General features: G+C 68.5%; 20 protein-coding genes. 7 read left to right on the plus strand and 13 right to left on the minus strand.

The window, feature by feature from the left end:
- The first annotated feature begins 51 nt into the window (after window positions 1-51).
- Entirely contained in the window at window positions 52-2217 is a 2166-nt protein-coding gene (locus C3Y92_RS04195) for a PAS domain-containing hybrid sensor histidine kinase/response regulator (RefSeq protein ID WP_129349775.1), read from the plus strand.
- A gap of 239 nt (window positions 2218-2456) precedes the next feature.
- On the opposite strand, the gene C3Y92_RS04200 is transcribed toward C3Y92_RS04195, so the two are convergent.
- Window positions 2457-3374, minus strand: a complete 918-nt coding sequence (locus C3Y92_RS04200; RefSeq protein WP_235669611.1) for a Tim44 domain-containing protein — start codon at window positions 3372-3374, stop codon at window positions 2457-2459.
- A 214-nt stretch (window positions 3375-3588) separates the two neighbouring features.
- The gene (locus tag C3Y92_RS04205; protein WP_129349779.1) at window positions 3589-4539 is read right to left on the minus strand and encodes a hypothetical protein; all 951 of its coding nucleotides are present in this window, start codon (window positions 4537-4539) and stop codon (window positions 3589-3591) included.
- Window positions 4540-4730: 191 nt separating this feature from the next.
- On the opposite strand from C3Y92_RS04205, the gene C3Y92_RS04210 reads away from it, so the two are divergent.
- The gene (locus tag C3Y92_RS04210; protein ID WP_129349781.1) at window positions 4731-5822 is read left to right on the plus strand and encodes a two-component system sensor histidine kinase NtrB; all 1092 of its coding nucleotides are present in this window, start codon (window positions 4731-4733) and stop codon (window positions 5820-5822) included.
- Between the two features lie 20 nt (window positions 5823-5842).
- Here the strand turns inward: C3Y92_RS04210 and C3Y92_RS04215 are convergent, their stop codons facing one another.
- Window positions 5843-6238, minus strand: coding sequence for a TraR/DksA family transcriptional regulator (locus tag C3Y92_RS04215; protein WP_129349783.1), 396 nt, complete (start codon window positions 6236-6238; stop codon window positions 5843-5845).
- Between the two features lie 295 nt (window positions 6239-6533).
- Here C3Y92_RS04215 and C3Y92_RS04220 point away from each other — a divergent pair, with 295 nt between their 5' ends.
- Both C3Y92_RS04220 and C3Y92_RS04225 read left to right on the plus strand, forming a co-directional pair.
- Complete coding sequence (locus tag C3Y92_RS04220) at window positions 6534-7247, plus strand: hypothetical protein (protein ID WP_129349785.1); 714 nt, start codon at window positions 6534-6536, stop codon at window positions 7245-7247.
- Between the two features lie 111 nt (window positions 7248-7358).
- Window positions 7359-8513, plus strand: coding sequence for a sensor histidine kinase (locus C3Y92_RS04225; protein ID WP_129349787.1), 1155 nt, complete (start codon window positions 7359-7361; stop codon window positions 8511-8513).
- Between the two features lie 73 nt (window positions 8514-8586).
- Here C3Y92_RS04225 and C3Y92_RS04230 read toward each other — a convergent pair whose 3' ends face one another.
- The 3 genes from C3Y92_RS04230 to C3Y92_RS04240 are packed head-to-tail and all read right to left on the minus strand — an operon-like array spanning window position 8587 to window position 10591.
- Window positions 8587-9357: a ComF family protein gene (locus tag C3Y92_RS04230; protein ID WP_268932629.1), complete on the minus strand. Its 771-nt coding sequence runs from the start codon at window positions 9355-9357 to the stop codon at window positions 8587-8589.
- Complete coding sequence (locus C3Y92_RS04235; protein ID WP_129349789.1) at window positions 9354-9968, minus strand: flavodoxin family protein; 615 nt, start codon at window positions 9966-9968, stop codon at window positions 9354-9356. Before C3Y92_RS04235 ends, C3Y92_RS04230 begins: the two co-directional genes overlap by 4 nt.
- Window positions 9965-10591: an MBL fold metallo-hydrolase gene (locus tag C3Y92_RS04240; protein WP_129349791.1), complete on the minus strand. Its 627-nt coding sequence runs from the start codon at window positions 10589-10591 to the stop codon at window positions 9965-9967. The genes C3Y92_RS04235 and C3Y92_RS04240 overlap by 4 nt, the downstream gene beginning before the upstream one ends.
- Before the next feature lie 146 nt (window positions 10592-10737).
- Here C3Y92_RS04240 and C3Y92_RS04245 point away from each other — a divergent pair, with 146 nt between their 5' ends.
- The 3 genes from C3Y92_RS04245 (at window position 10738) to C3Y92_RS04255 (ending at window position 15669) form a co-directional block, all read left to right on the plus strand.
- Window positions 10738-13137: a tetratricopeptide repeat-containing diguanylate cyclase gene (locus C3Y92_RS04245; RefSeq protein ID WP_129349793.1), complete on the plus strand. Its 2400-nt coding sequence runs from the start codon at window positions 10738-10740 to the stop codon at window positions 13135-13137.
- Between the two features lie 414 nt (window positions 13138-13551).
- A complete protein-coding gene (locus C3Y92_RS04250; RefSeq protein WP_129349795.1) occupies window positions 13552-14565 on the plus strand; it encodes an acyltransferase family protein in 1014 nt (337 codons plus the stop codon).
- 12 nt (window positions 14566-14577) lie between these two features.
- Window positions 14578-15669, plus strand: a complete 1092-nt coding sequence (locus C3Y92_RS04255; protein ID WP_129349797.1) for a hypothetical protein — start codon at window positions 14578-14580, stop codon at window positions 15667-15669.
- 157 nt (window positions 15670-15826) lie between these two features.
- On the opposite strand, the gene C3Y92_RS04260 is transcribed toward C3Y92_RS04255, so the two are convergent.
- The 7 genes from C3Y92_RS04260 to C3Y92_RS04290 all read right to left on the minus strand — a co-directional run bounded on the left by C3Y92_RS04260 (window position 15827) and on the right by C3Y92_RS04290 (window position 20452).
- Window positions 15827-16381 (minus strand): zinc-ribbon domain-containing protein, encoded by a 555-nt coding sequence (locus tag C3Y92_RS04260; protein WP_129349799.1) that lies wholly within the window; start codon window positions 16379-16381, stop codon window positions 15827-15829.
- Window positions 16382-16518: 137 nt separating this feature from the next.
- Window positions 16519-17340 carry an MBL fold metallo-hydrolase gene (locus C3Y92_RS04265; protein ID WP_235669612.1) on the minus strand — a complete coding sequence of 274 codons (822 nt, stop codon included), beginning with the start codon at window positions 17338-17340 and terminating at the stop codon, window positions 16519-16521.
- 129 nt (window positions 17341-17469) lie between these two features.
- Entirely contained in the window at window positions 17470-17835 is a 366-nt protein-coding gene (locus C3Y92_RS04270; RefSeq protein ID WP_235669613.1) for an ANTAR domain-containing protein, read from the minus strand.
- The gene (locus tag C3Y92_RS04275) at window positions 17832-18086 is read right to left on the minus strand and encodes an FmdB family zinc ribbon protein (RefSeq protein WP_129349803.1); all 255 of its coding nucleotides are present in this window, start codon (window positions 18084-18086) and stop codon (window positions 17832-17834) included. Before C3Y92_RS04275 ends, C3Y92_RS04270 begins: the two co-directional genes overlap by 4 nt.
- Window positions 18087-18243: 157 nt before the next feature.
- Window positions 18244-18627 carry a NifB/NifX family molybdenum-iron cluster-binding protein gene (locus tag C3Y92_RS04280; RefSeq protein ID WP_129349805.1) on the minus strand — a complete coding sequence of 128 codons (384 nt, stop codon included), beginning with the start codon at window positions 18625-18627 and terminating at the stop codon, window positions 18244-18246.
- Between the two features lie 18 nt (window positions 18628-18645).
- Window positions 18646-19542: an ATP-binding protein gene (locus tag C3Y92_RS04285; protein WP_129349807.1), complete on the minus strand. Its 897-nt coding sequence runs from the start codon at window positions 19540-19542 to the stop codon at window positions 18646-18648.
- The gene (locus C3Y92_RS04290; protein ID WP_129349809.1) at window positions 19535-20452 is read right to left on the minus strand and encodes a nucleotide-binding protein; all 918 of its coding nucleotides are present in this window, start codon (window positions 20450-20452) and stop codon (window positions 19535-19537) included. The genes C3Y92_RS04285 and C3Y92_RS04290 overlap by 8 nt, the downstream gene beginning before the upstream one ends.
- Between the last annotated feature and the right edge of the window lie 43 nt (window positions 20453-20495).

The raw sequence follows: 20495 nt of genomic DNA on the forward strand, positions 1-20495 counted from the left end.
CAACGCCCAAACCGCCCGGAAACCGCCTATACCGCACAGGGGTAACGTCAGATGACTTCCGACAAACTTCCCGCCGCCCAGGGACTCCGGGAACGCGCCGAACAGTTGCTGCAAAAGCACGGCATCGCCGGCCAGACGCTTTCCCCGGAAGAGAACCAGGCCGTCATCCATGAACTCCAGGTCCACCAGATCGAACTGGAGCTTCAAAACGAGGAACTCCAGCGTTCCCAGCTGGAACTGGCCCTGGCCCTGGAGCGTTTCTCCATCCTCTTCCACAAGGCCCCGGTCGGCTACGTGGTCCTGGACAAGGACGCGATGATCCAGGAAGTCAACCACACGTTTCTGGACATGATCGGCTGGAAGGGCCGCAAACCCGTGGGACGGCCGTTTTTCGAGTGCCTCGCCCCGCAGGCGTTGCCCGTTTTCGTGGCCCGCTACCGGGCGCTTTTCAAAAGCCCCGAGGGCAAGAAGGTGGAGACGGTCCTGCATGTCCACGGGGGCATCGACAAACCCGTGCTGCTGGAGGCCTGCGTCCATGAACAGCCGGCCGGTCGGGAAAAACCGGAGCCGGTGCCCCAGCTTTTTCTCGCCGTCAGCGATATCTCGGCCCGCCGCAAGGCTGAGGAAGCCCTGATGGAATCCGAGCGCTTCGCCCGGGGCACCCTCGACGGACTTTCCGCCCACATCGCCATCGTGGACGAGGCCGGGGACATCCTGGCCGTCAACTCCGCCTGGCGCGCCTTTGCCGACCACGCCTCCTGCACGCCGGGCGCGGTGAGCGAGGGCGCCAACTATTTCCTCGCCTGCCAAGGGGCGACCGGCGACGAGGCCGACACGGCCGGGCGGATCGCCCAGGCCATCCGTGAGGTCCTGGCCGGCCGGTTGCCGTTTTTCAGCCTGGAGTATCCCTGCCACTCGCCCACCGAGAAGCGGTGGTTCCAGGTGCGCGTCACGCGTTTTCCCGGGCAGGGGCCGGCCCGGGCCGTGGTGGCCCACGAGAACGTCACCGAACGGGTCAAGGCCACGGCCGCCCTGGCCAGCGCCAAGGAGGCGGCGGAGGCCGCCGCCAGGGCCAAGAGCGAATTCTTGGCCAACATGAGCCACGAAATCCGCACGCCCCTCAACGGCGTCATGGGCATGCTCCAACTCCTGAAGCTGACGGGCTGCGAAAAAGAACGCAACGACTTCATCAAGCTCGCTTACGACAGCTCCGAACGCCTCTTGCAGCTCCTCAACAATATTCTGGATATTTCCCGCATTGAAGCCGGGCGCACGGTCATGGTCCAGGAGCCGTTTTCGCCCGTCGAATTGCTGCAGGAGCCGGTGTTGCTTTTCCAAGGGATGGCCAAGGCCAAGAACGTGACGATGCACTTTTCCGCAGACGACGGCGTGCCCGAGCTGGTGACGGGCGACGCCCCGAAAATCCGCCAAGTGCTGTTCAATCTCGTCGGCAACGCCGTGAAGTTCACCCAAGACGGCGAGGTCCGGCTAACCCTCACCTACGCCCGCTCGCCGGTCTTCCCCGACAGGGCGACGCTGGCGGCGACCATAACCGACACGGGCAAGGGCATCTCGGCGGAGCTTATGCCCGAGATATTCCAACCGTTCACCCAGGGCGACAGCTCGTACAAGAAGCAATATGCCGGGACCGGGCTGGGGCTTTCCATCGTCAACCGGCTGGTCTGCCTCATGGGCGGGGCCATATGCCTGGAATCGGCCGAGGGCGAGGGCACGACTGTCTATCTCAGCGTGCCGGTGACCCGCCCGGTTTCCAAGGAAACCAGCCCTCCCCTCGCCACAGCCGAGGGCGCCCCGCCCCGGCGGTATCGCATCCTGCTGGCGGAGGACGACGCCATCAACCGCATGGTCGCCGTCGGCATGTTGAACAAGCTTGGACATCAGGTCACGGTGGCGCAAAATGGCCGCGAGGCGCTGCTCCTGCTTGACGCCCAGCCCTTCGACATCGTGCTGCTCGATGTGCAGATGCCGGTCATGAACGGGGTGGAAGTGGCCAAGGCCGTCCGGGAAGGCTGGGGCGGCCGGCCGGATATGCCCATTGTGGCGACCACGGCCTATTCCATGAACAGCCAATGCGATGATTTCCTGGCCGCCGGCATGAACGAATGCCTGGTCAAGCCCCTGGAATACGACACCCTCAAGCAGGCCATCGGCCGGGTCATGGAGGCTTGGGAAAAGGGCCAAAACAGGATTGCCTAGAGAGCTGGAAGGGCAGGCCGGAGGGCAGGCGCTCCCGGGGACGCCTTGGCCCAGGGGGAAACATGGCCGTCCATTGTGTTTTCTCGTGAATCCGCCGATGGCAAACGGCCCGGCCCTCCTGATGAGGGCCGGGCCGTTTGGCGTCTGGCAAGACGCAGGGGCGGGTTTCGTCCAGGGCGGCCCGCCGGCTTGTCCGGGACAAGAGGAGGGTGGCTTGAGCCGGGGACGGCTCCGGAAGGCTAAGCGTCCAGTTGCTGGATGGCGTCGAGCTTCCAGGCGTCGCCGGGCACGGTTTCCTTGCGCGTGAAGTGCCAGACTTCGCGCACCTGTTCGGGCTGCCCGGCCTTGGGGTCTTCGCGCATGAGCACGTCGAAGTAGGCCGAGGCGATGGTTGCGCCGTTTTGGCTGCGCACTTCCAGGAGCTTGGCGTCAACCAGAAGCACGTCGGTGGGCGACGGAGTCGGGTCCTCGGCGGCCTGCTTGCGCACGTCGGCCATGAACGCCGGGGTGGCAAAGGCCTCGATGTCGGCCAGATCGCGCTTGCTCCAGGACTGCTGCATCCGGGCAAACAGGGCCTTGGCTCCGGCCAGGAAGTCGGCGGCGTCAAAGCCCGGCGGCAGGTCCGATCCGGCGGGCGCGGCCGGCTGGTCCGCCGCGCCGAGGTTGCTCCAGCCGCCGGCCGCCGCTTGCTTGGCCTGGGCCTGGGGTTCGGCTTCGTAAGTGCGGGACATGGGCTGGCCGTAGTCCGGCCCCTGGGCGGTGGCCGCGCGGCGCGAGCGCATGAACCGGAAAAGCAGGAACAACCCGCCGCCGATCAGCAGCATGTCGATCAGGCTGGGACCGCCCCAGCCATGGCCGCCGCCAAAAAGCATGGAGCCGACCAGGCCGCCGACAAGCAAGCCGCCGAGCATCCCGCCGAGGCCCGGGCGCGAGAACATGCCGCCGCCGGGAGCGGCCGCCGTGGGATTGGGTCGGGCCTGCTGCGAGGAAAAACTGCCTGAAGGGGAACCCGCATCGGGCCGGGGGGTGGTGGACGTGCTGAAGGACTGCCGGTTGCCCATGGAACCGCCGCCGCCCAGCCGTTTGGCCAGGCCCAGCTCCACGCTTGCAAAAAGCAAAGCAAAAACAGCCAGCAAGACACATGCGGTACGACCCACGAAAGACCTCCTTGTTACGTGTCGCGGCATTTTGGCCGGACACTGTGTCAGGCCCGACTGCACTCCACGGCGTGACGGCAAGGGGCCGTGCACGCCCGGATGGAAGCAAGGGCCAGCGCGCCAGCCCGGCCGTCCAACAGCGGCGACCGGGAGCGTCGGTTCTTGATGGTCTCTTATATCAGTCGCAAAGGGGGTCTCGTCAAGGAAAACCGGTCTACATGGAACATTGTTTAGGAACAAAGGACACGGCAAAGGCCGAGACAAAGGGCCGGGCCGTGAAGAGGGCGCCGGCTTTGGCAATGACCGCGAAGGGTTTGGCGCAGCCGTGGGCGGCGGTCACGGCGTCCGGGGAGAAGGTCAGGACCAGGGGGGTGAGTTCGTGGTCGCCGTCGCCGCAGATGCTGTCGCGCACCTTGGGGGCGAGCTCACGGCGCGAGCCGTCGGGCAGGCGCACCGCCACGGCCGTGCGCACCGTGGCCAGACGGGCGGTTTCCCCGTCCGGGGTGAAGGCCAGGGAGTTGTCGTCGCCAGCGATGCCCACGGCGTCGGGATCAAAGGCCCAGACCGGGCCGACCGGGGTCGGCGCTTCCACGGGCCGGGCCGGTTCGACAGAACGCAAGGCACCGCCTGGATGGAAACTGAGCCCCAGGCGAACGGGCAACTGGCCGCAGGGGGTGGGCACGAGCAGTTCCTCGCCGGGCCACAGGGTCAGGCTTCGCAGGCGGCCCTCGGGGTCGAAGGCTACGGCCAGCCATTTGGCGCTAAGCCTCCCCACGGGCGTGGCCAGGGGAATGACTTCGGCCAGCCCGGCCTCGTCGGCCTCGGTCCAGTAGCCGGAGAGCTTGCCGTTTAGGGGGAACACCCGGGCCACGGCCCCGTTGTCATGGAAGGTGACCAGTTCCGCCGGCAGCGGCCCGGCCGGGGTTTCCACCACGGTGCGGGTTTCCAGCGGCAGGCTTCGGAGATGGCCGTTGTCGTGGAAGGTGACGGGCGGCTTGGTCATGCGCCGGGCGTCGTCGATGGTGTGCTGGGGCACGAGTCGGCCGAGGGAGGTGGCCAGGGAGGCCGGGGCGGCGAGAAAGGCCGCGCGCGCGCCGCCGTCCGGGCGGCGTTCCACGAGGCCTTCGATGGGCAGGGGACCGTAGCGGGTGTCGATGGTGTCCATGCCCGGGAAATAGCAAATACCGGTCCATTTTGTTTTGTCAAGATTGTCGGTCTGTTGTCGCCGCCAGGGTGAACCGGGCCGACAAAAGCGTGGCTGCGGGCGACAAAAGCGTCGGTGGGGACGCGTCATACGGCCGTAACGCCGCCGGGCCATGGTGGGGGCACGTTCCACCCTTGCCAGCCGGGGCCGCCATGCTCACCTTTGCCCACTCGACCTATTTCCACGACCTCCTGGAGAGTTTCTCGGCCGGCGTGGTCATCTGCAACATCCGGGGGCTGGTCTACGCCGCCAACGAAGCCGCCTGCCGGCTGCTCGGGGTCAGCCGCCGCGAACTGGCCGATCCGGCCCGTTCGGCCGCCCTCATTGCCCGGGCCGACGCGCCCCGGCAACTGGCCCGGTTCCTGGCCGCGGCCATCAAGCACGGCCAAAAGCCCGAGCCGCTGTCCATCGCCTACACCCATCCCGACGGCCAGTTGCGGCGCTATCGCCTGTCGGGGTCGCTTCTGCTTGAAAACGAGAAAATCTTCGGCATCCTCATCGAGATCACCGACGTCACTGAAATCTACCGTCTCCACGAACGCGACCGCGACCGGCTCCTTGGCGTCCAGGCCGCCCAGAAGGAACGCATCGAGGGACTGATCCGGTTTTCCCTGGCCGTGGCCCACCAGATCCGTAATCCGCTCATGGTCATCGGCGGCTTCACGGGCCGGCTGTTGCGTGGCAAAGGGGAGGGCGATCCCGAGGCCGAGGCGTTGTCCATGATCCTGGACGGGGCCAGGCGGCTGGAAGCCGTGGTGCGGGCGGTTGCGGACTATGCCCGGCGGGAGGAGCCGGTCATGGCCCCGTGCGACCTGGCCGGGCTGGCCGACCAGGCCTTTGCCGAGGCCCTGGCGGCTACGGGCGGCGCGGGCCGGCTGGAAACGGCGGGCCTGGACGGGCCGGATGGGCACGTCCGGGCCGACGCGGCCATGCTGACCGCCATTCTGGCGGCGCTATGCGCCAATGCCCTGGAAGCCGCCCCGCAAGGCGGGGCGCGGGTGACCCTGGCCTGCGCCCGCCAGGGCGAAAACGTAAGGCTGACGGTTGCCGACAACGGCCCCGGGCCGGCCGACGACGTGCTGCCCTACGCTTTTGACCCCTTTTTCACCACCAAGGCCGTGGGCGTGGGCATGGGGCTGACCATCGCCCGGCGGCGGGCCGAAGAGATGGGCGGCGCGCTCACCTTGGAACGCGGCCCGGACGGCGGCGGGCTGGCCCGCCTTACGCTCCCCGGCCGGAAATGAAGCGGCCGGCAAAGGCCGGCCTATTCTTCGAGAAACGCGGAGTCGGCCCGCCCGCCCTGCATGTAGGGCCGGCCCATGTCTTCGAGCAGCGACTTGCAGTGGACGCACAGGGTGGCCGTGGGCTGGACGCGAAGCCGGGCCAGGCCGATCTCCTCGCCGCACTCCTGGCAGATGCCGTATTCCCCGTCCTTGACCCGGGCCAGGGCTTCATGGATTTCGCTGATGAGCTGGCGGTCGCGCTCGCCCATGATCAGCGCCATGTGGCGGTCGGACTCGGCCGCCGCCCGGTCCACGGCGTCGGGGCAGGCCGTTTCTTCCCGGGCCATGAGTCCCAGGGAGTCCCGGGACTTGCCTTTGAGGGTTTCCAGCATGTCGCGCAGCACTTCACTGATCCGGTCCACGTCGAGATGTCCCATGGCGTCGCTCCGTTGGCGTCGGTTGGTGGAGTTTCCCGGGACGCTCCCGGGAACCGCATGGTCGCCTTTTGCCCGGGACATTTGAAAGCGGCGTGTCGGCCGTGTGGAGACTCGGTGACGCCGGCGGCCGACCGGCCGGACGGCCGGCAAAATCTGCCGCCAGCCAAAAGAGACTTCACGAGAGATATTAAGGCCTTGTGAGAATAAATCGGATGGCAGGGGAATTGCTCAATGAAGGGACAAAGGGTCCTCTCCCGGTGGAGAAGGGCCGAACTTGCCGCCCGGAGGCTTCCCCATGGCCACATCAGCCGCCACCAACGACGTCGTCAATTGGGCCTACCAGTACAGCCTGGCCAGCGCCAAGCTGAGTTCCGCCCAGGCCAACGCCAGTTCCTCAGCCACGCGCAGCAAGGACATCGCCGAGGCCCAGGCGAGCTTTAACGCGACCATGAAGAGCCTTGTGCCGGAAGAGGTTCAGTCGAGCGTGCAGTTCCAGTATTTCGACGCCTATACCAATTACAATACGGCCCTGGCCGGGGCGACCACGGAAACGGAACGCCAGGAGGCCCTGGAGGGCCTTTACAGCGAACTGTCCGGGCTGACCTTGCCCACAGCCACCTCGACCACCCTCGACAGTCTGGCTTCGGACACCCTGGCCGCACAGAAGACCAATATCTCCAATGCTGCCGCCAATATCAAATCCATGCTTGCCAGCGCCGCCAAGATGGCCTCCAACGCCTCGGCCGCCTGGATGTCGGCCATCACCAGCGGAGCCAACGCCCTCAATGCCCAGGCGGCCAGCCTCACCGACTCCATGAAGACCCTCATGGCCTCGCTTGGGCTGGACACCTCGGGCGTCACCGCGCCCACCGTTTCGACCACGCCGACCTCGGCCTTTGCCGCCGGCTCGGCCACGGCCGCCGCCAACGGCACGCCGGGAAGCATCCTCAACTCGGCGCTCATCGGCTATCTCGTGGCCAGCCAGGCCACGACCACCGACAGTTCCTGATGCATTCGGGGCCGGGGCGGCCCCGCACCGCTTGGGGCTTTACATTCGGGTCGGACTTCTGAATGATGCAGGGCGCACCAGTCCCACCGTCCCATCGTCAGGAGCCGTCCCATGGCTGATGCCAAAGACCCCACCTGCTTCGCGCCGTCCGAGCGGGCCTGCCCGGAAGATATCGACCGGCAGTTCGCGGTGCTGTCCCAGCACGCCATCCCTCTGGTCTTAAACGCCATGCCCATCATCGCCATGGTGCTCAACCGCCAGCGCCAGGTGGTGCACGGCAACCGCAAGTTCGCCGACGTGCTGGGCATCGCCGACATCCGGGAGGCCCTGGGCAAGCGGCCGGGCGAGGCCTTTCGCTGCGTCCACGCCGACGAGCATCCGGGCGGCTGCGGCACCAGCGAATTTTGCGCCCACTGCGGCGCGGTGCGTTCCATACTGCTTGGCCTGGCCGGCACGGACAACGTCCAGGAGTGCGCCATCAACCGCGACACCGGCTCGGGCATTGAGGCGCTGGACCTGCGCGTTTCCTCGGCCTCGGTCCACCTCGACGCCGAACCCTACCTCATCTTTTCCATCAACGACGTGAGCCACGAAAAGCGCCGCCGCACCCTGGAGCGCCTGTTTTTTCACGACATGCTCAACACCGTGGGCGGCGTTCAGGGGCTTTTGGAGTTTCTGGCCGAGGAGGTTCCGGAAGAGTTGCAGTCCGACGCCAGGCTGATCCACCGGGCCGTGTCCCAGCTCACCGACGAGATCATCTACCAAAAACAGCTGCTGGCCGCCGAAACCAACGAGCTGGAGACCAATTGCACGCCGCTTCGCAGCGACGACATTCTCGACGTGGTGGCGGCCACCTTCCAGGGCGGCGAGCAGGCCCGGGACCGGCGCATCGTGGTGGAAAACGCCTGTTCCGAGGTGGTGTTCCATTCCGACCCGGTGCTGTTGCGGCGGGTGGTCGGCAACATGGTGAAAAACGCCCTGGAGGCCACGCCGGCCGGCGGCGAGATCCGTCTGGGCAGCCGCGCCCTGGCTGACGCCGTGGAATTTTCCGTGCAAAACGCCGGGGTCATTCCCCGCAGCGTGCAGATGCGGATATTTAGCCGCTCGTTTTCCACCAAGGGCGTGGGCCGGGGCCTTGGCACCTACTCCATCAAGCTCTTGACCGAGCGCTACCTGGGCGGCCGGGCGGATTTTGTCTCCACCCGCGAGGACGGCACGATCTTCAGGGTGCGCCTGCCCCTGACCCTGCCGGCGGACCTGGTTTAAGCCTTCCCTTCAGGGGGACCGGGGGGATTATCCCCCCGGCCGCCGGAGGCATTCTTCTTCTTTCCCTTACCCCTCACCGCGCCGCCACGGCCACGTCCACCCGCACCGCGCCGGCCCGGCGCAGGGCCTGGGCGGCGGTTTCCACCGTTGCTCCGGTGGTCATGACGTCGTCGATGAGCAGCACGCGGCGTCCGGCCACCTGGGCCGGGTCGGCGGCGAAGGCGCCGGTCAGGTTGGTGCGCCGCTCCCGGCCCGGCAGCGAGCTTTGGGGCACGGTGTCGCGCAGGCGGACCAGGGCCTGGGGAGCCAGCGGCGCGCCGATTTCCCGGCCAAGCAGCCGGGCCAGCTCCAGGCTCTGGTTGAAGCCGCGCCAGGCCAGGCGGCGGGGATGCAGGGGCGTGGGCACGAGGAGGTCGGGCGTCGCGTCCGGGCTGCCTGGACCATTGCTGGCGGCGGCCCGCCGCCAGGCAACGGCCAGGAAACCGGCCAGCAGCCGGCCCTGGCCCAGGCGGCCGTGGAATTTGAACCCCAGCACGAGTTGGCGCAGGAGCCCCTCGTAGCGGCCGTGGAAGGCGAACCCGTCCCAGGGCCGGCCGCCCTGCCGGCAGTCCAGGCACAGTCCGGGCGCGGCGTCGGCGTCCTGGCCCATGGCCCCGCAGCGCGGGCAAAATCCGCCCAGGCGCGGGGCCAGGCGGTCCCGGCAGGCCGGGCACAGGGGCAGGGCGGTGTGGGCGGGCAACAGCCCCTGGCAGGCCTGGCAGCGGTCGCAGGCGGCCAGGAGACACCGGCCGAAGCGACGCAGCAGGGCGGCCAGGCCGGGCAACGGGCCGGTCCCGTCGGTCACGGCTGGTCGCCCAGGAAAACGGCCGCTGCTTCGCCGGCCGCTTCGCCGGCGGCCTCGATGGCGGCCAGGGCCTGGGCGTCGCCGGCCAGATCGCCCGGGGCGTCCAGGCCCCGCAGCAGGGTGGCCGGGCCGGGCAGAAAGCCAAAGGGCCACAGGAAGTATTTGAGCGTAAGAAGCGCGCCCTCGAAAAGCCGCTCGCCGCGCGGCCGGCCGGCCACAAGCAGGGGATAGGCCAGCCGGTCCGGGACCTCGCCCGCGCCCTGGGCCTGCCGGACCTCATAGCGGCGCTGGGCCCGGTCGATGAAGGCTTTAAACAGCGCCGGCACATGGTAAAAGTAGATGGGCGCGGCAAAGGCGGCCACGGGCGCGGCGTCCAGGGCGGCGAACAGCCCGGCTGCGGCGTCGCCGGGCCGGTCCAGAACGCAGCGATGGCCCGGCCCGGCGCAGGCCCCGCAGCCCCGGCAGGGGGCGAAGGCGTGGTCGCGCAGGGCGATAATCCGGGGCGCGTACCCGGCCCGGGCCAGACCGGCGGCAAAGGCCCGGCCGGCGGCGTCGGAATTGCCGCCGGCCCGGGGGCCGCACAGAAAGACCACCGGCGGTCCGGCCGTCACCGGGCGAACTCCGAGAAAAACGGGTTGTGGCGCTTTTCGTCGCCGACCGTGGTGGCCGGGCCGTGGCCGGGGTAGACCAGGGTCTTTTCGGGCAGGGCAAAGATCTCGGTGACCACGGACTTGATGAGCACGTCGTAGTCGCCGCCGGCAAAGTCGGTGCGGCCAATGGAGCGGTAAAAGAGCAGGTCGCCGACGAAAACCGCCCCGGCTCCGGGGAAATAAAACGACCGGCTGCCCGGGGAATGGCCCGGGGTGGCCAGCACCCGGCAGGGCTCCCCGGCGATGGTCGCCTCGCCGGGCGCAACCGGCGCCCAGTCGAAGCCGTCGACCATGGGCAGGCCCATAAGCCCGCCCCGGCCCAGTTCGGTTTCCATGAGCATGGCGTCCTCGGCCCCGGCCCAGACCTTGGCCCCGGTGGCCCTTGCCAGGGCGGCCACGCCGTAGAGGTGGTCGCAGTGCAGGTGGGTCAGGCAGATGGCTTCGAGGGTCAGGCCGCGTTGTTCGATCTCGTTTAGAACGACGCCGGGATTGCCGCCCGGGTCCACGGCCAGGGCGGCCGTGCCGGCCATGGCCAGATAGCAGTTGGTTTCCAGGGGACCGAGGGGAAAGGCGAGAATATCCATGGGAAGCCTCCGGTGGCGCTTGGCGGGTTTGGCCCGCCCTTGGGGATGCCGCGCCCGGCGGCTGCCGTCAAGGGGCCGGCCGGCCTTGTTTTCCCGGGCCGGGGGCGCTACAGGTGGCCGGCCTATTTCATATACGGGAGAACGCCATGGCCGCGCCTGCCTTGACCCAACGAGAGCTTATCGCCCACGAGCACGCCCTGCGCGACGTGTTCTCCCGGTTTCTGGCCTTTAAAACCCACAGCCTCTATTTTCCCAAGCCCGGCGACGCCCTGGCCGAGGCCTTCGGGCCGGACCTGGGGCTGGCGGCGCATTTGCCGACCGAGCGCAAGATCATGATCCCCCTGGCCGAGGACGGCCGGCTGCTGGGCGTCTTCGTGGCCCGTGGGGCCAGCCTTGGCGGGCGGCGGGCGCTTTTATCCCTGCTCCCCCGCATCGCCGCCATGGCGCTCGACCAGTTGCACCTGCGTCTGGCCGCCGCGTCCGACCCGGTCACCGGGCTGGCCACCGGGGAGGCGCTGTTGGCGACGCTTTCCCGGGAGATCGAGGCCGTGCAGCAGCGCATCCTGCCTGGCGGCGACAGTCTGGGCGATTTGCCCCTGTCCGCCTGCCGGGGCGGTTTCGGCCTCATCGTGGCCGACCTCGACCGGTTCAGCCGGGTGGCCGGCCGGTACGGGTTTCTCATGGCCGAGGACGTGCTGGCCCGGGCCGGGGCGGCCGTGACCGGGGCTACGCCGGAAGGCGGGCTGGCCGCCCGGCTCCACGACGATCTTTTCGCGGTCTTTTTGCCGGGTGCTTCGGCCGCGCGCTGCCGGGAAGCGGCCGAGGCCTTGCTGGCCGAACTGGGGCGCACGCCGTTTCCCATTCCGGCCACGGGCGAATCGCTGTCGCTGACCGCCAGCGCCGGCTGCGTGAGCTATCCCCAGGACGTGCGCGGCGGCCAGTTCGCGGCCTCGCCGGCCGAGCAGGCCAGGCTGCTTGTCCACAAGGCCAAAAAGGGTCTGGCCGTGGCCAAGGACCTGGGCCGCGACCAGGCCATGGCCTACAGCCGCATCCTGGCCGAGGGCGGGGTGGTGCTCGAAACCCTGCCGCTCGCCCGGGCGGCCGTGAGCCTTGGCCGCTGGGTGGACGCCGAGCCGGGCCAGCGGTTTCTGGTCTGGTCGCCGCGCCTGGAGCGCGAGGTGGACGTGCGCGGGGCTGACGGCGGACGCCTCAGCGGCCGCAGCCCGGCGGCGGTCAAGGGCGAGATCGTCCTGGCCGAGGTGGTGGAGGACATGGCCTTTGCCGAGGTCCTCCATCTGGCCGACCCTCATCTGCCCCTGGAGCCCGGCGACCGACTGGCCCTTATTCCCGAGGCCGAGGAGGGCGGCGATGCCGCCGCCACCGGCGCGCCCCGGCGCGATCCGGCCTCGGGCCTGTATCCCTTCCGTGATTTTCAACGCGCCATCGCCCAGGCACGGGAGAAAAATCCCGTTTTTTCGCAAGTTCTCGTACAATTGGCCGATCCGCCGGCCAGGCGTCGGGCCGGCCGGCCGGCCGAGGCAGACATGGCCGAAGCGGCCGGGCTGTGCCGCCGGGTGTTTGGCCACGAGGCCGTAGGCGGGCGCTTTAGCGCTTCCAAACTGGTCTTTTTCGTGCCCGGGATCGACCCCGCCGCCCTGGCCGAACCGGCCGGCCGGCTCCTGGCGGCCCTGCGGGCCGAGCTGGAGCTCGACGCCGCCGTGGGCGTGGCCGGCCATCCCTGCCTGGACCATGCCCGAAGCGATGTGGCCGAGAACTGCCGCAAGGCCCTGGACCATGCCCTGTTGTTGCCGACCGGCCCGCGTCTGGCCGTGTTCGACTCCCTGTCGCTCACCGTCAGCGGCGACCGCCATTTCGCCATCGGCGACGTCTACGCCGCCATGGAAGAATACAAGCAGGCCTTACTCGCTGACGAAAAAAACGCCCTGGCCCGCAATTCGCTGGGCATCTGCCTGGCCCGGCTGGGCCGGCTGCCCCAGGCCCGGGCCGAATTCGAGGGGGTCATCCGGGGCGAACCCAAAAACGCCATGGCCCTGTATAACCTTGGCTGCGTGCTGATGCGCCAGGGCGAGGCCGCCGCCGCCCGGGCCGCGTTTCAGAAGTGCCTGCGGGCTGACCCGGCCCATGTGTCGAGTCTGCTGCGCCTGGGCCGCATGGCCGAGGAGAACCGACGTTTTGCCGAGGCCCTCAAATATTACCGCCGGGCCTTGGCCGCTGGCGGCCCGGCCGCCCCGACCCTGCGCCATCTGGCCCGGCTGGCATTTGCTCGCGGCCAGCTCGACGAGGCCCGGGAACACCTGCATCAGGCCCTTTTGCGCGATCCCAAGGACGCCTTTGCCTTGCAGCTCATGGCCCGGGTCTACCTGACCGAGGGCGAGGACCCGGCCATTGCCGAGGCCATGGCCCGGCAGGCCGTGGCCCTGCGGCCCGAACGCCGGGAATTCTGGGTGGAGCTGTCCCGGGCCCTGGCCGCCCAGGGCCGCCACGAGGAAGCCCGCGACGCCGCCGCCCGGGCCGAAGGCGTCTAGTGTCGCGTCCGCAATACGGTCGTATTTTTTAAAGGGACGCGACACGAGATTCGCCGAGCTTGCGCTTGCGGCGAATGCGCGCACGACGTTGCGAGGTTGAGGGGCATGACGTCGCTGGCCGTAACGCCGCGCGGCCCACGCAGGGCGTTGCGTCCTGACCCTGCCCGCCCATTTTCGCCTGGCCGGCGTATCCTTCCCGCGCCAACGCGCGACGTCTCCCTGTGCGCCGCATCCTTGGGTCGGCCCTGGCCGGCTCTCCGGCGCGCCACGGCCCCGACCGCCAAGCGGCTTGCCAGAGTTGATTTTAGTGGCCTTCTCGCAAAAAAGCCCTTACGGATAGCATCGTGCCGGGACGCCTCCACGTCGTGCCCTGGCTCGCCCCTTTACCTCGCACTGGGAGATAACAGAACCGGCATGCGCTACTATTCCATTCAGATTCTCCGCATTGTTTTCATGTCCATGGTCCTCTATCTGCATGTGAGGGCGTATCTCTTCATTTATGGCGGGCAGACGGACACCTTTTTCAACCTGGTCCCAGACGCGTTTATGGCTGTTGCCTTGCCGTTTTTCAGCATCTCCGGCTTCATCATGGCCTTCCTCATCGACATCGGCTACCGCAACTTTCTGCCTCGGCGGTTGTTGCGCGTCTATCCGACTTACTGGTGCGGCGTGGCCATATCGGTCATTGTCGGCTATCTCCTGTGGGGCAAGCTGCCCGGCAAGGAGCTTTTCGCCGCCGCCTCCCTGCTGCCGGTGGGGCCGGCCGATCTGCCGCTTCGGGTGGAGTGGACCCTCATTTATGAGATCGTCTATTATATCGTCATCGCGCCCTTTGCCACGCCCCGGCTGCGACGCTATTTCCCGGCTTTCCTCGTTATATGGGGCTTGGCCGTGATCGTCGCCTATCTGGCTTTCGGCCTGCGCGAGGGCTATGTCTTCAACACCTGGCGCACGGTGCTTTTCGCCGGCTACAACCTCTATTTCATCACCGGCGCCCTGGTCTATTATCTGCAAAAGCGTACCGGCCCGATGCATCCGGCCCTGGCCGTGGGCATTCTCGTGGCCTGCTCCGTCTTTACCGTGGCCTGGGGCTGGAACCGGCCCCTGGGCGTCATCAAGTCCCTAAGCGAAATCGGCCCCTGGAGCCTGTGCACGGCGGCGACCCTGTTCGCCGTGGTCAAGCTTGAAGACTATGTGCGCCATCCCTTCTTCATCGCCGTGTCCAATTTCGGCGACTATGCCTATGCCTATTATTTGATCCACGCCGTCATCCTTTCGGCGGTCTTTTCCATCATGGTCTACACCCTGGGCTGGCCCCTGGATAATGCCCGGGCGTTTTTGGGTTTGGGCGCGGTGGCGGTCGGCGGGTGGTTTTTTGCCCGGTTGGATCTGGCGTTGCACAACTTTTTCAAAAGCCGTCTGCGCTAGGGGGGGTGCCCCATGCTCCAGTCCATCCGATCTTTGCCGCGCCTTCTCCTGCTGGGGCTGGCCGCCCTGTTGTTGGGGACGGCCAGCGGCCGGGCCGAGGAATTTCCACCCGATCCGGTGTTTCAGCAAATCGCCGCCAACCGCGACGCCTATGGCCAAGTGGTTTTTATCTTCGGCGACTCGGTGGTCATGCTGTGCAACCTCACCGAGGTCGATTTCTCAGCCATCAAGGAAAACGCCAACGATCAGGCCTACATGGTCTCGGCCATGGCCGACCTCATGCGCGACCAGGAAAAAATCAAGGGCAAGGGGAGCGATCCGCTGTGGCCCATGCATTCCCTGGCCTCGTCCATGAATTTCCAGTTCGCGGCCGCCGGCCTGCTCGACACGCCCGACGGCGGCGACACCGTGCCCGCCGCCCGGCTGGTCGCCGCCTACGGCGGGGCGCTGGGGCAGCCTTTTCCCAAGGAAGTGGAAGCCCGGGCCGCCAAACTGGCCGCGCTGGCCAAGGACGGCGTCATTCGCGACGGCGATGTGGTCATCCTCGAAGACGCCGGTTTCCACGGCCAGGACCCTGACGTCTACGAAGCCAACTGGCTGGCCCTTGGCCGGGCGGTGCTGGAAAACGTCGGGGCCGCCGTCATCCTGTGCGACATGTTCGACGCCATCCCGGACGGCTCCATCATGGGCGTGCCGGCCGAGGCGTTTCGTTTCGAGGCGCTTTTCCCCTCGAAGGTTCCCGAGGGAAAGCGCAGCCATAACCAGGCCCTGCGCGCCGCCGCCGCCAAGCTGGCCGCCTTGCCGAACAGCAAGGGCAAGGTGACGCTGCTCGACCTGCGCCCGCGCATGGACGCCTTCAAGGCCGCCTTGACCGCGGCGCTTGGCGGCGAGGCCATCATGCCCGAAGGCATCCATCCCAGCCCCTGGGGCATGGCCTTCATGGGCCGCGAATACCTGCGCGCCGCCGGGCTGGCCCCGCAACTGACCAATCCCGCGCCCTACGTGGACATGCTGGCGGTCAACGCCGACCGTCTGTCCCAGCCCAGCCGTCCGGCCCCGGCCGACAAGGCCCGGCCGTTTATCGAAGCCTGGATCGTGCCCTAGGCCTCCCGGGGAAAAACGGGACGCGGCCGTCTCCCGGCCGGCGGGTTGACCGCCGCCGTCGTCGGCCCTGGGAATGGGCATGGGAAAAGTCGAGAAGAGGATGGAACGGATTTCGTGCAACACGCCGGGAGGGAACCCCCTCCCGGCGTGTTCATGTTTACGCCTCGGGGGCCGCGTCCATGGGGCCGCCGCACTGGGGGCAACGGGGATCGGCAATGGGATCGTCGGCGGCCACGGAAATGCGTCGGCCGCACATCCGGCAGGCATAGGCGGCCATGGCCACGGCCCGCACTTCGATGGTCTCGACGACGTTCTCGGGCTGGGCGGCCTGCAGGCTCAAGGTCGTGGGTGGGGACGTTTCCAGGGCGGGTTGTTCCTCGGCCGCCAGGGCCGGCGCGCTTTGGCCGGCGTTGCGTTCGGCCAGGCGTTTGGCCACCAGCTCCACAATCTTCACCAGCTGTTCGCTGGTCTCCCCTTGTCCGCCGCCCTGGCCGCAACCGCAACGGCCCTGTCCGCCGCCTTGTCCGCCGCTCTGGCCGCGTCCTTTGCCGCCGCCCATGCCGCCTTTGCCGCCGGCAAGCCCTCGGGCGGCCGAACCCATAAGTCCCTTGGCCAGGCCCTGCCCGGCCATGCGTCCCAGACCCGAGCCCATGCCGGCGCCCCCGGCGGCCGCGCCGGTCAGCAGTTTAACAAGCATCATGAAACCGGCCATCTGTCGTCTCCTTGGCCCGTTTGCCGGGACCGCTTTCAGGGTTGGGGCGGGCATGGAGCCTCTCGCCCTGCCAACGTCCGCGTTTGCCTCGTATGCTGCTTGCGCTTGAAAGCCTCGGGCGTTTCCAGGGCCCGAAGCTAGACGGTCAGGCTTTGACCGCAGCCCGTGGGGGCGAGCCTGCCGGGAAACCGGTCGGCCAGGGCCTTGAGGGCGTCCTGCCCGGTGCAGTGGCCGGGGTGGACGGCGCTGACGCCGGCCGTCGCCAGGGCGGCGGCCGTTTCGGCCACGGCCTCTTGCGGCGCTCCGGCCAAATGCAGGCCGCCAATCACGGTCGCAATGGTGTCGAGTTCAAGGACCTGGCGCACATGGGCCAGGGTGTTGGCCAGGCCGGCATGGCAGCAGCCCAGCAGCACCGCCGGCCCTTTTTTACCCTCGATGACCAGGCAGGCGTCGTCGGGCACGGCGTCGGGCTGCTGGCCGGCCGTGTCGCGAAACAGGTGCTCCGTGGCCTGGTAATTGCCGGGCCGGCGCGGGATGCCGGCGACGAAGGTCAGGCCCGGGGCCAGGACGCGGACGCCGGTTTCCGGGACGAAGCCGGGCAGGGGGTCGGGCAGCCGGCCGTCGCCCATGCCCACGGAGCGGAAGGTCGTGCCGCCGCGCCGGCTGTAGCGTCGGGTCAATATGCCCGGATGGCCGACAACCGGGCCGGCGTAGCCCAGGGACAGCAGCGTCGGCAGTCCGCCGGCATGGTCATGATGGCCGTGGCTCAGGGCCACGCCGATGGCCCGGGTCGGGTCGATGCCCAGAACCCCGGCGTTTTGGGCGAACAATTCGGTTTGGCCGGCGTCCCATAACCAAGCCTGTTGGCGGCCAAGCTCCACCCAGACCGACCAGCCGTGCTCGAAAGGCATGTCGGCCCGGGCGCTTTGATTGTCCACGAGGATGCGCAACACGGCCATGGCAACGTCCTTTGGCGGCTGGCGGCCCGAGTGTCGCGTCCACGGAAACGCATGCGATTTTCGTGGACGACAGGCTAAGGCCATAAAGTGATCTTAACCAATACGCTCGTATTATTAAGTGACGCGGCCCTAGCCGATGGCGTCCAGGGCCGCCAGCAGTCGGGCGGCTTCGGCCGGTCCCGGGGCCGGGGGCAGGCGCAGGAGGATGCCCAGGCCCTCGCCGATGTCGTGAAAGGCTTCGTCGGACAGGGACGAGATCACGGCCGAGGTGACCCGGGCGTCGATCTCCAGCAGTGCGGCCACCAGGGCAAAGGCGTCGCTGTCGGGCAGGTCGCTGTCGACCACGCACAGGTCCGGGGCTTTCTCCCGCACGGCCGAGGCAGTGGCGGCGGCCGTGGGCAGGCAGTCCACGGCGCAGCCGGCCTGGGCAAGGGCGGCGATGAACGGGGCCAGGGTCTCGGGATCGGCGGAAGCCACGCAGATATGGCGCATCATGCTCCCGCCTTGCCGCAGCAGGAGCCGGGACCGGCGCAACCGCTGGCCTGGCCGGGCCGTGAGCCGCAGCAGCCGTGATCCGAAGGACCGGGCAGGGACGGACCGGCCTTGCCGGTCAGGCTGCTGGTGGCCGCCATGAGCTTTCGGGCCGGCGCGCCGCAGACGGGGCAGGTCGGCGTATCGGTGGCCCCCGGCGCGATGGTTTCGCCGGCATAGGAACAAGCGTCGCAAACAATCTCATAAATCGGCATTTTTTTCTCCAGGAACAGCCGCCGGCCGTGTTTTTCCACGCACCCGCCGACGCTGTAACATGCCTTCCCATACACCATTTTGGGGGTCCGGGGGCCTAAGGCCCCCGGCGGAGAGGTCCAGGAGAGGCAGCGCCTCTCCTGGCCGCCGGAGGCATTCCTAATTCTCGCAACCGCCGCCGCAGGTTTGGTTGCGGCTAAAGGGGGTGAGCGAGCCGGCCAGGAAGGCTTCCACGGCCTGGCCCACCGAGGCGGCCGTGCCCCCGTGGTAGACGGTGATGCCGACCTGGGCAAAGCCCATGAGCGGCCGCAGCCCCATGCCGCCAGCGACCAGGGCGCCCACGCCATGGCCGGCCAGATGCTCCACCGGGGCCATGCAGCCGCCGTGGACGTGGGGGACATTGGGCAGGGTATTGACGGCGGCCACGCGGCCGTCGGCCACGTCCACCACGGTGTAGCAGTCGCAGTGGCCGAAATGCGCGCCGAGTTCGCAGTCGAGGCCGCCGGGGGCGGCGGAGGGGATGGCGAGGCGGATGGTTTCCATGAGGGCTGTTCCTTTGGGTTAGAAGGGGTTTCGTTGGGGTTTGGGGGCGGCGGCCAGATTAAGGACATTGGCCCAGGCTTCGGCCAGGGCTTCGGCCAAGGGGCCGCCGTATTCCGGGAGCGTTTGCCGGGCGGCCATGGCGGCGGTCACGTCCGGGCTGTAGGGCAGCCGGCCGACGATGGGCCGGCCGGCGTCGCGGCAGGCGTCCTCGATGCGGGCGGCCTCGTCGGCGTTGAGGTCGGCCTTGTTGAGGAGCACGGCCGTTGGCAGCTTGAAGTGGTCGCAAAGCGTGGCCACCCGGCCGAGGTCGTGGCTGCCCGAGGGCGTGGGCTCGGTGACCAGCACGGCCAGGCTCGCGCCGGTGATGGAACTGACTACGGGGCAGGCAATGCCCGGCGCGCCGTCGGCCAGGATGAGGTCGCGGCCTTGCTCCTTGGCCAGGGCCTTGGCCTTTTGGCGCAGCAGGGCGACCAGGCGGCCGGAATTCTCCGCGCCGGGATCGAGCCTGGCGTGGACAAAGGGGCCAAAGCGGGTGTCGGACACGGCCGAGACGCCGCAGGTGCGGGGGGTGAACAGGATGGCCTGGCGTGGGCACAGAACGACGCAGACCTTGCAGCCTTCGCAGTGGGCCGGGTTTATGACGAACCGGTCCCGATCGGCGGCGGACACGGCCCCGTAGCGGCAGCGGGCGGCGCATTCGCCGCAGCCGTCGCAGCGCGCCGGGTCGATGGCGGCCAGATGGCCGGCCACGAAGGGTTCGCGCCGGGAATTACGCGGGGCCAGCAGGATGTGCAGGTCCGGGGCGTCCACGTCGAGGTCGCACAGGACGGCATTGCGGCTCATGGCGGCAAAGGCGGCCGTCACGGACGTTTTGCCGGCCCCTCCCTTGCCGCTTAAGACCACGATCTCAGGCATGGGCGGCCTCCCGGGCGGTTTGGGGCAGCTCGGCCAGGGATCGAGCCAGGGCGAAGCACGCGGCCCGGTAGTGGGCTCCGGCTTCGTGGAGCAGGCCGCCCCGGGCGTAGGTTTCGGCCACGACGCGGTCGTTGGCGATCTCGGCCAGAACGGGCAGGTTGTGCCCCCGGCACAGGGCCAGCAGTTCGGGCGTACCCGGTCCGGAGCGGTTGATGGCCACGGCCATGGGTTTGCCCAGCGGCGTGAACGCCTCCACGGCCAGTTCGAAATCGTGGATGCCAAAGGGCGTGGGTTCGGCCACCAGCAGCACGGCGTCGGCCCCGGACACGGTGGTCACGGCCGGGCAGCTCACCCCGGGCGGGGCGTCGATGAGCACGTCGGCGGCTGGCTCGGCGATCCGGGCCAGCCGGGCCAACACAGCGCGAATGAGCGGCGGGCTTTGGGCCTCGCCGATGCGCAGCCGCCCGGCCAGATAACCGGCCGTCTCGGTGGCGCCTTCCTCAATGCGGCCAAGCTCGCGGGAGCCGGCGACCAGCGCGCCAGTGGGGCACACGGCCAGACAGCCCCCGCAGCCGTGGCACATCTCTGGGAAAACCAGCGGCTTGCCGGCCATGACCGTGACCGCGCCGAACTGGCATAGCTCCCGGCAGGCCCCGCAGTCGGCGCACAGGGCGGCCTCGGCCACCATGGGGACTTCGAGCTTGGCCGTCTCGGCCCGGCGGATGACCGGGCGCAAAAACAGGTGGAGGTTGGGTTCCTCGACGTCGCAGTCCACGGCCAACACCGGCCGGCACAGGGCCTGGCTCCAGATGCTGGCCAGGGCGGCCGTGACGGTGGTCTTGCCTGTGCCGCCCTTGCCGCTGGCAATGGCCAGACGCAGGCCTTTTTTCCCGGCACGCGTTATGACCATGGCCGGTCCTTTGGCCATGGGGGCAGCATGTTCGTTGCTTTCA

This window comes from Solidesulfovibrio carbinolicus (genome assembly GCF_004135975.1).
GTDB classification, from domain to species: domain Bacteria; phylum Desulfobacterota; class Desulfovibrionia; order Desulfovibrionales; family Desulfovibrionaceae; genus Solidesulfovibrio; species Solidesulfovibrio carbinolicus.

Bases quoted from the DNA above. Each gene is read 5' to 3' on its own strand.
- C3Y92_RS04195 (WP_129349775.1), top strand. From the start codon at position 52: ATGACTTCCGACAAACTTCCCGCCGCCCAGGGACTCCGGGAACGCGCC.
- C3Y92_RS04265 (WP_235669612.1), bottom strand. From the start codon at position 17,340: ATGGCCGTGTTGCGCATCCTCGTGGACAATCAAAGCGCCCGGGCCGAC.
- C3Y92_RS04250 (WP_129349795.1), top strand. From the start codon at position 13,552: ATGCGCTACTATTCCATTCAGATTCTCCGCATTGTTTTCATGTCCATG.
- C3Y92_RS04205 (WP_129349779.1), bottom strand. From the start codon at position 4,539: ATGGACACCATCGACACCCGCTACGGTCCCCTGCCCATCGAAGGCCTC.
- C3Y92_RS04225 (WP_129349787.1), top strand. From the start codon at position 7,359: ATGGCTGATGCCAAAGACCCCACCTGCTTCGCGCCGTCCGAGCGGGCC.
- C3Y92_RS04285 (WP_129349807.1), bottom strand. From the start codon at position 19,542: ATGCCTGAGATCGTGGTCTTAAGCGGCAAGGGAGGGGCCGGCAAAACG.
- C3Y92_RS04220 (WP_129349785.1), top strand. From the start codon at position 6,534: ATGGCCACATCAGCCGCCACCAACGACGTCGTCAATTGGGCCTACCAG.
- C3Y92_RS04210 (WP_129349781.1), top strand. From the start codon at position 4,731: ATGCTCACCTTTGCCCACTCGACCTATTTCCACGACCTCCTGGAGAGT.
- C3Y92_RS04290 (WP_129349809.1), bottom strand. From the start codon at position 20,452: ATGGTCATAACGCGTGCCGGGAAAAAAGGCCTGCGTCTGGCCATTGCC.
- C3Y92_RS04240 (WP_129349791.1), bottom strand. From the start codon at position 10,591: ATGGATATTCTCGCCTTTCCCCTCGGTCCCCTGGAAACCAACTGCTAT.
- C3Y92_RS04255 (WP_129349797.1), top strand. From the start codon at position 14,578: ATGCTCCAGTCCATCCGATCTTTGCCGCGCCTTCTCCTGCTGGGGCTG.
- C3Y92_RS04270 (WP_235669613.1), bottom strand. From the start codon at position 17,835: ATGATGCGCCATATCTGCGTGGCTTCCGCCGATCCCGAGACCCTGGCC.
- C3Y92_RS04260 (WP_129349799.1), bottom strand. From the start codon at position 16,381: ATGGCCGGTTTCATGATGCTTGTTAAACTGCTGACCGGCGCGGCCGCC.
- C3Y92_RS04245 (WP_129349793.1), top strand. From the start codon at position 10,738: ATGGCCGCGCCTGCCTTGACCCAACGAGAGCTTATCGCCCACGAGCAC.
- C3Y92_RS04280 (WP_129349805.1), bottom strand. From the start codon at position 18,627: ATGGAAACCATCCGCCTCGCCATCCCCTCCGCCGCCCCCGGCGGCCTC.
- C3Y92_RS04275 (WP_129349803.1), bottom strand. From the start codon at position 18,086: ATGCCGATTTATGAGATTGTTTGCGACGCTTGTTCCTATGCCGGCGAA.
- C3Y92_RS04215 (WP_129349783.1), bottom strand. From the start codon at position 6,238: ATGGGACATCTCGACGTGGACCGGATCAGTGAAGTGCTGCGCGACATG.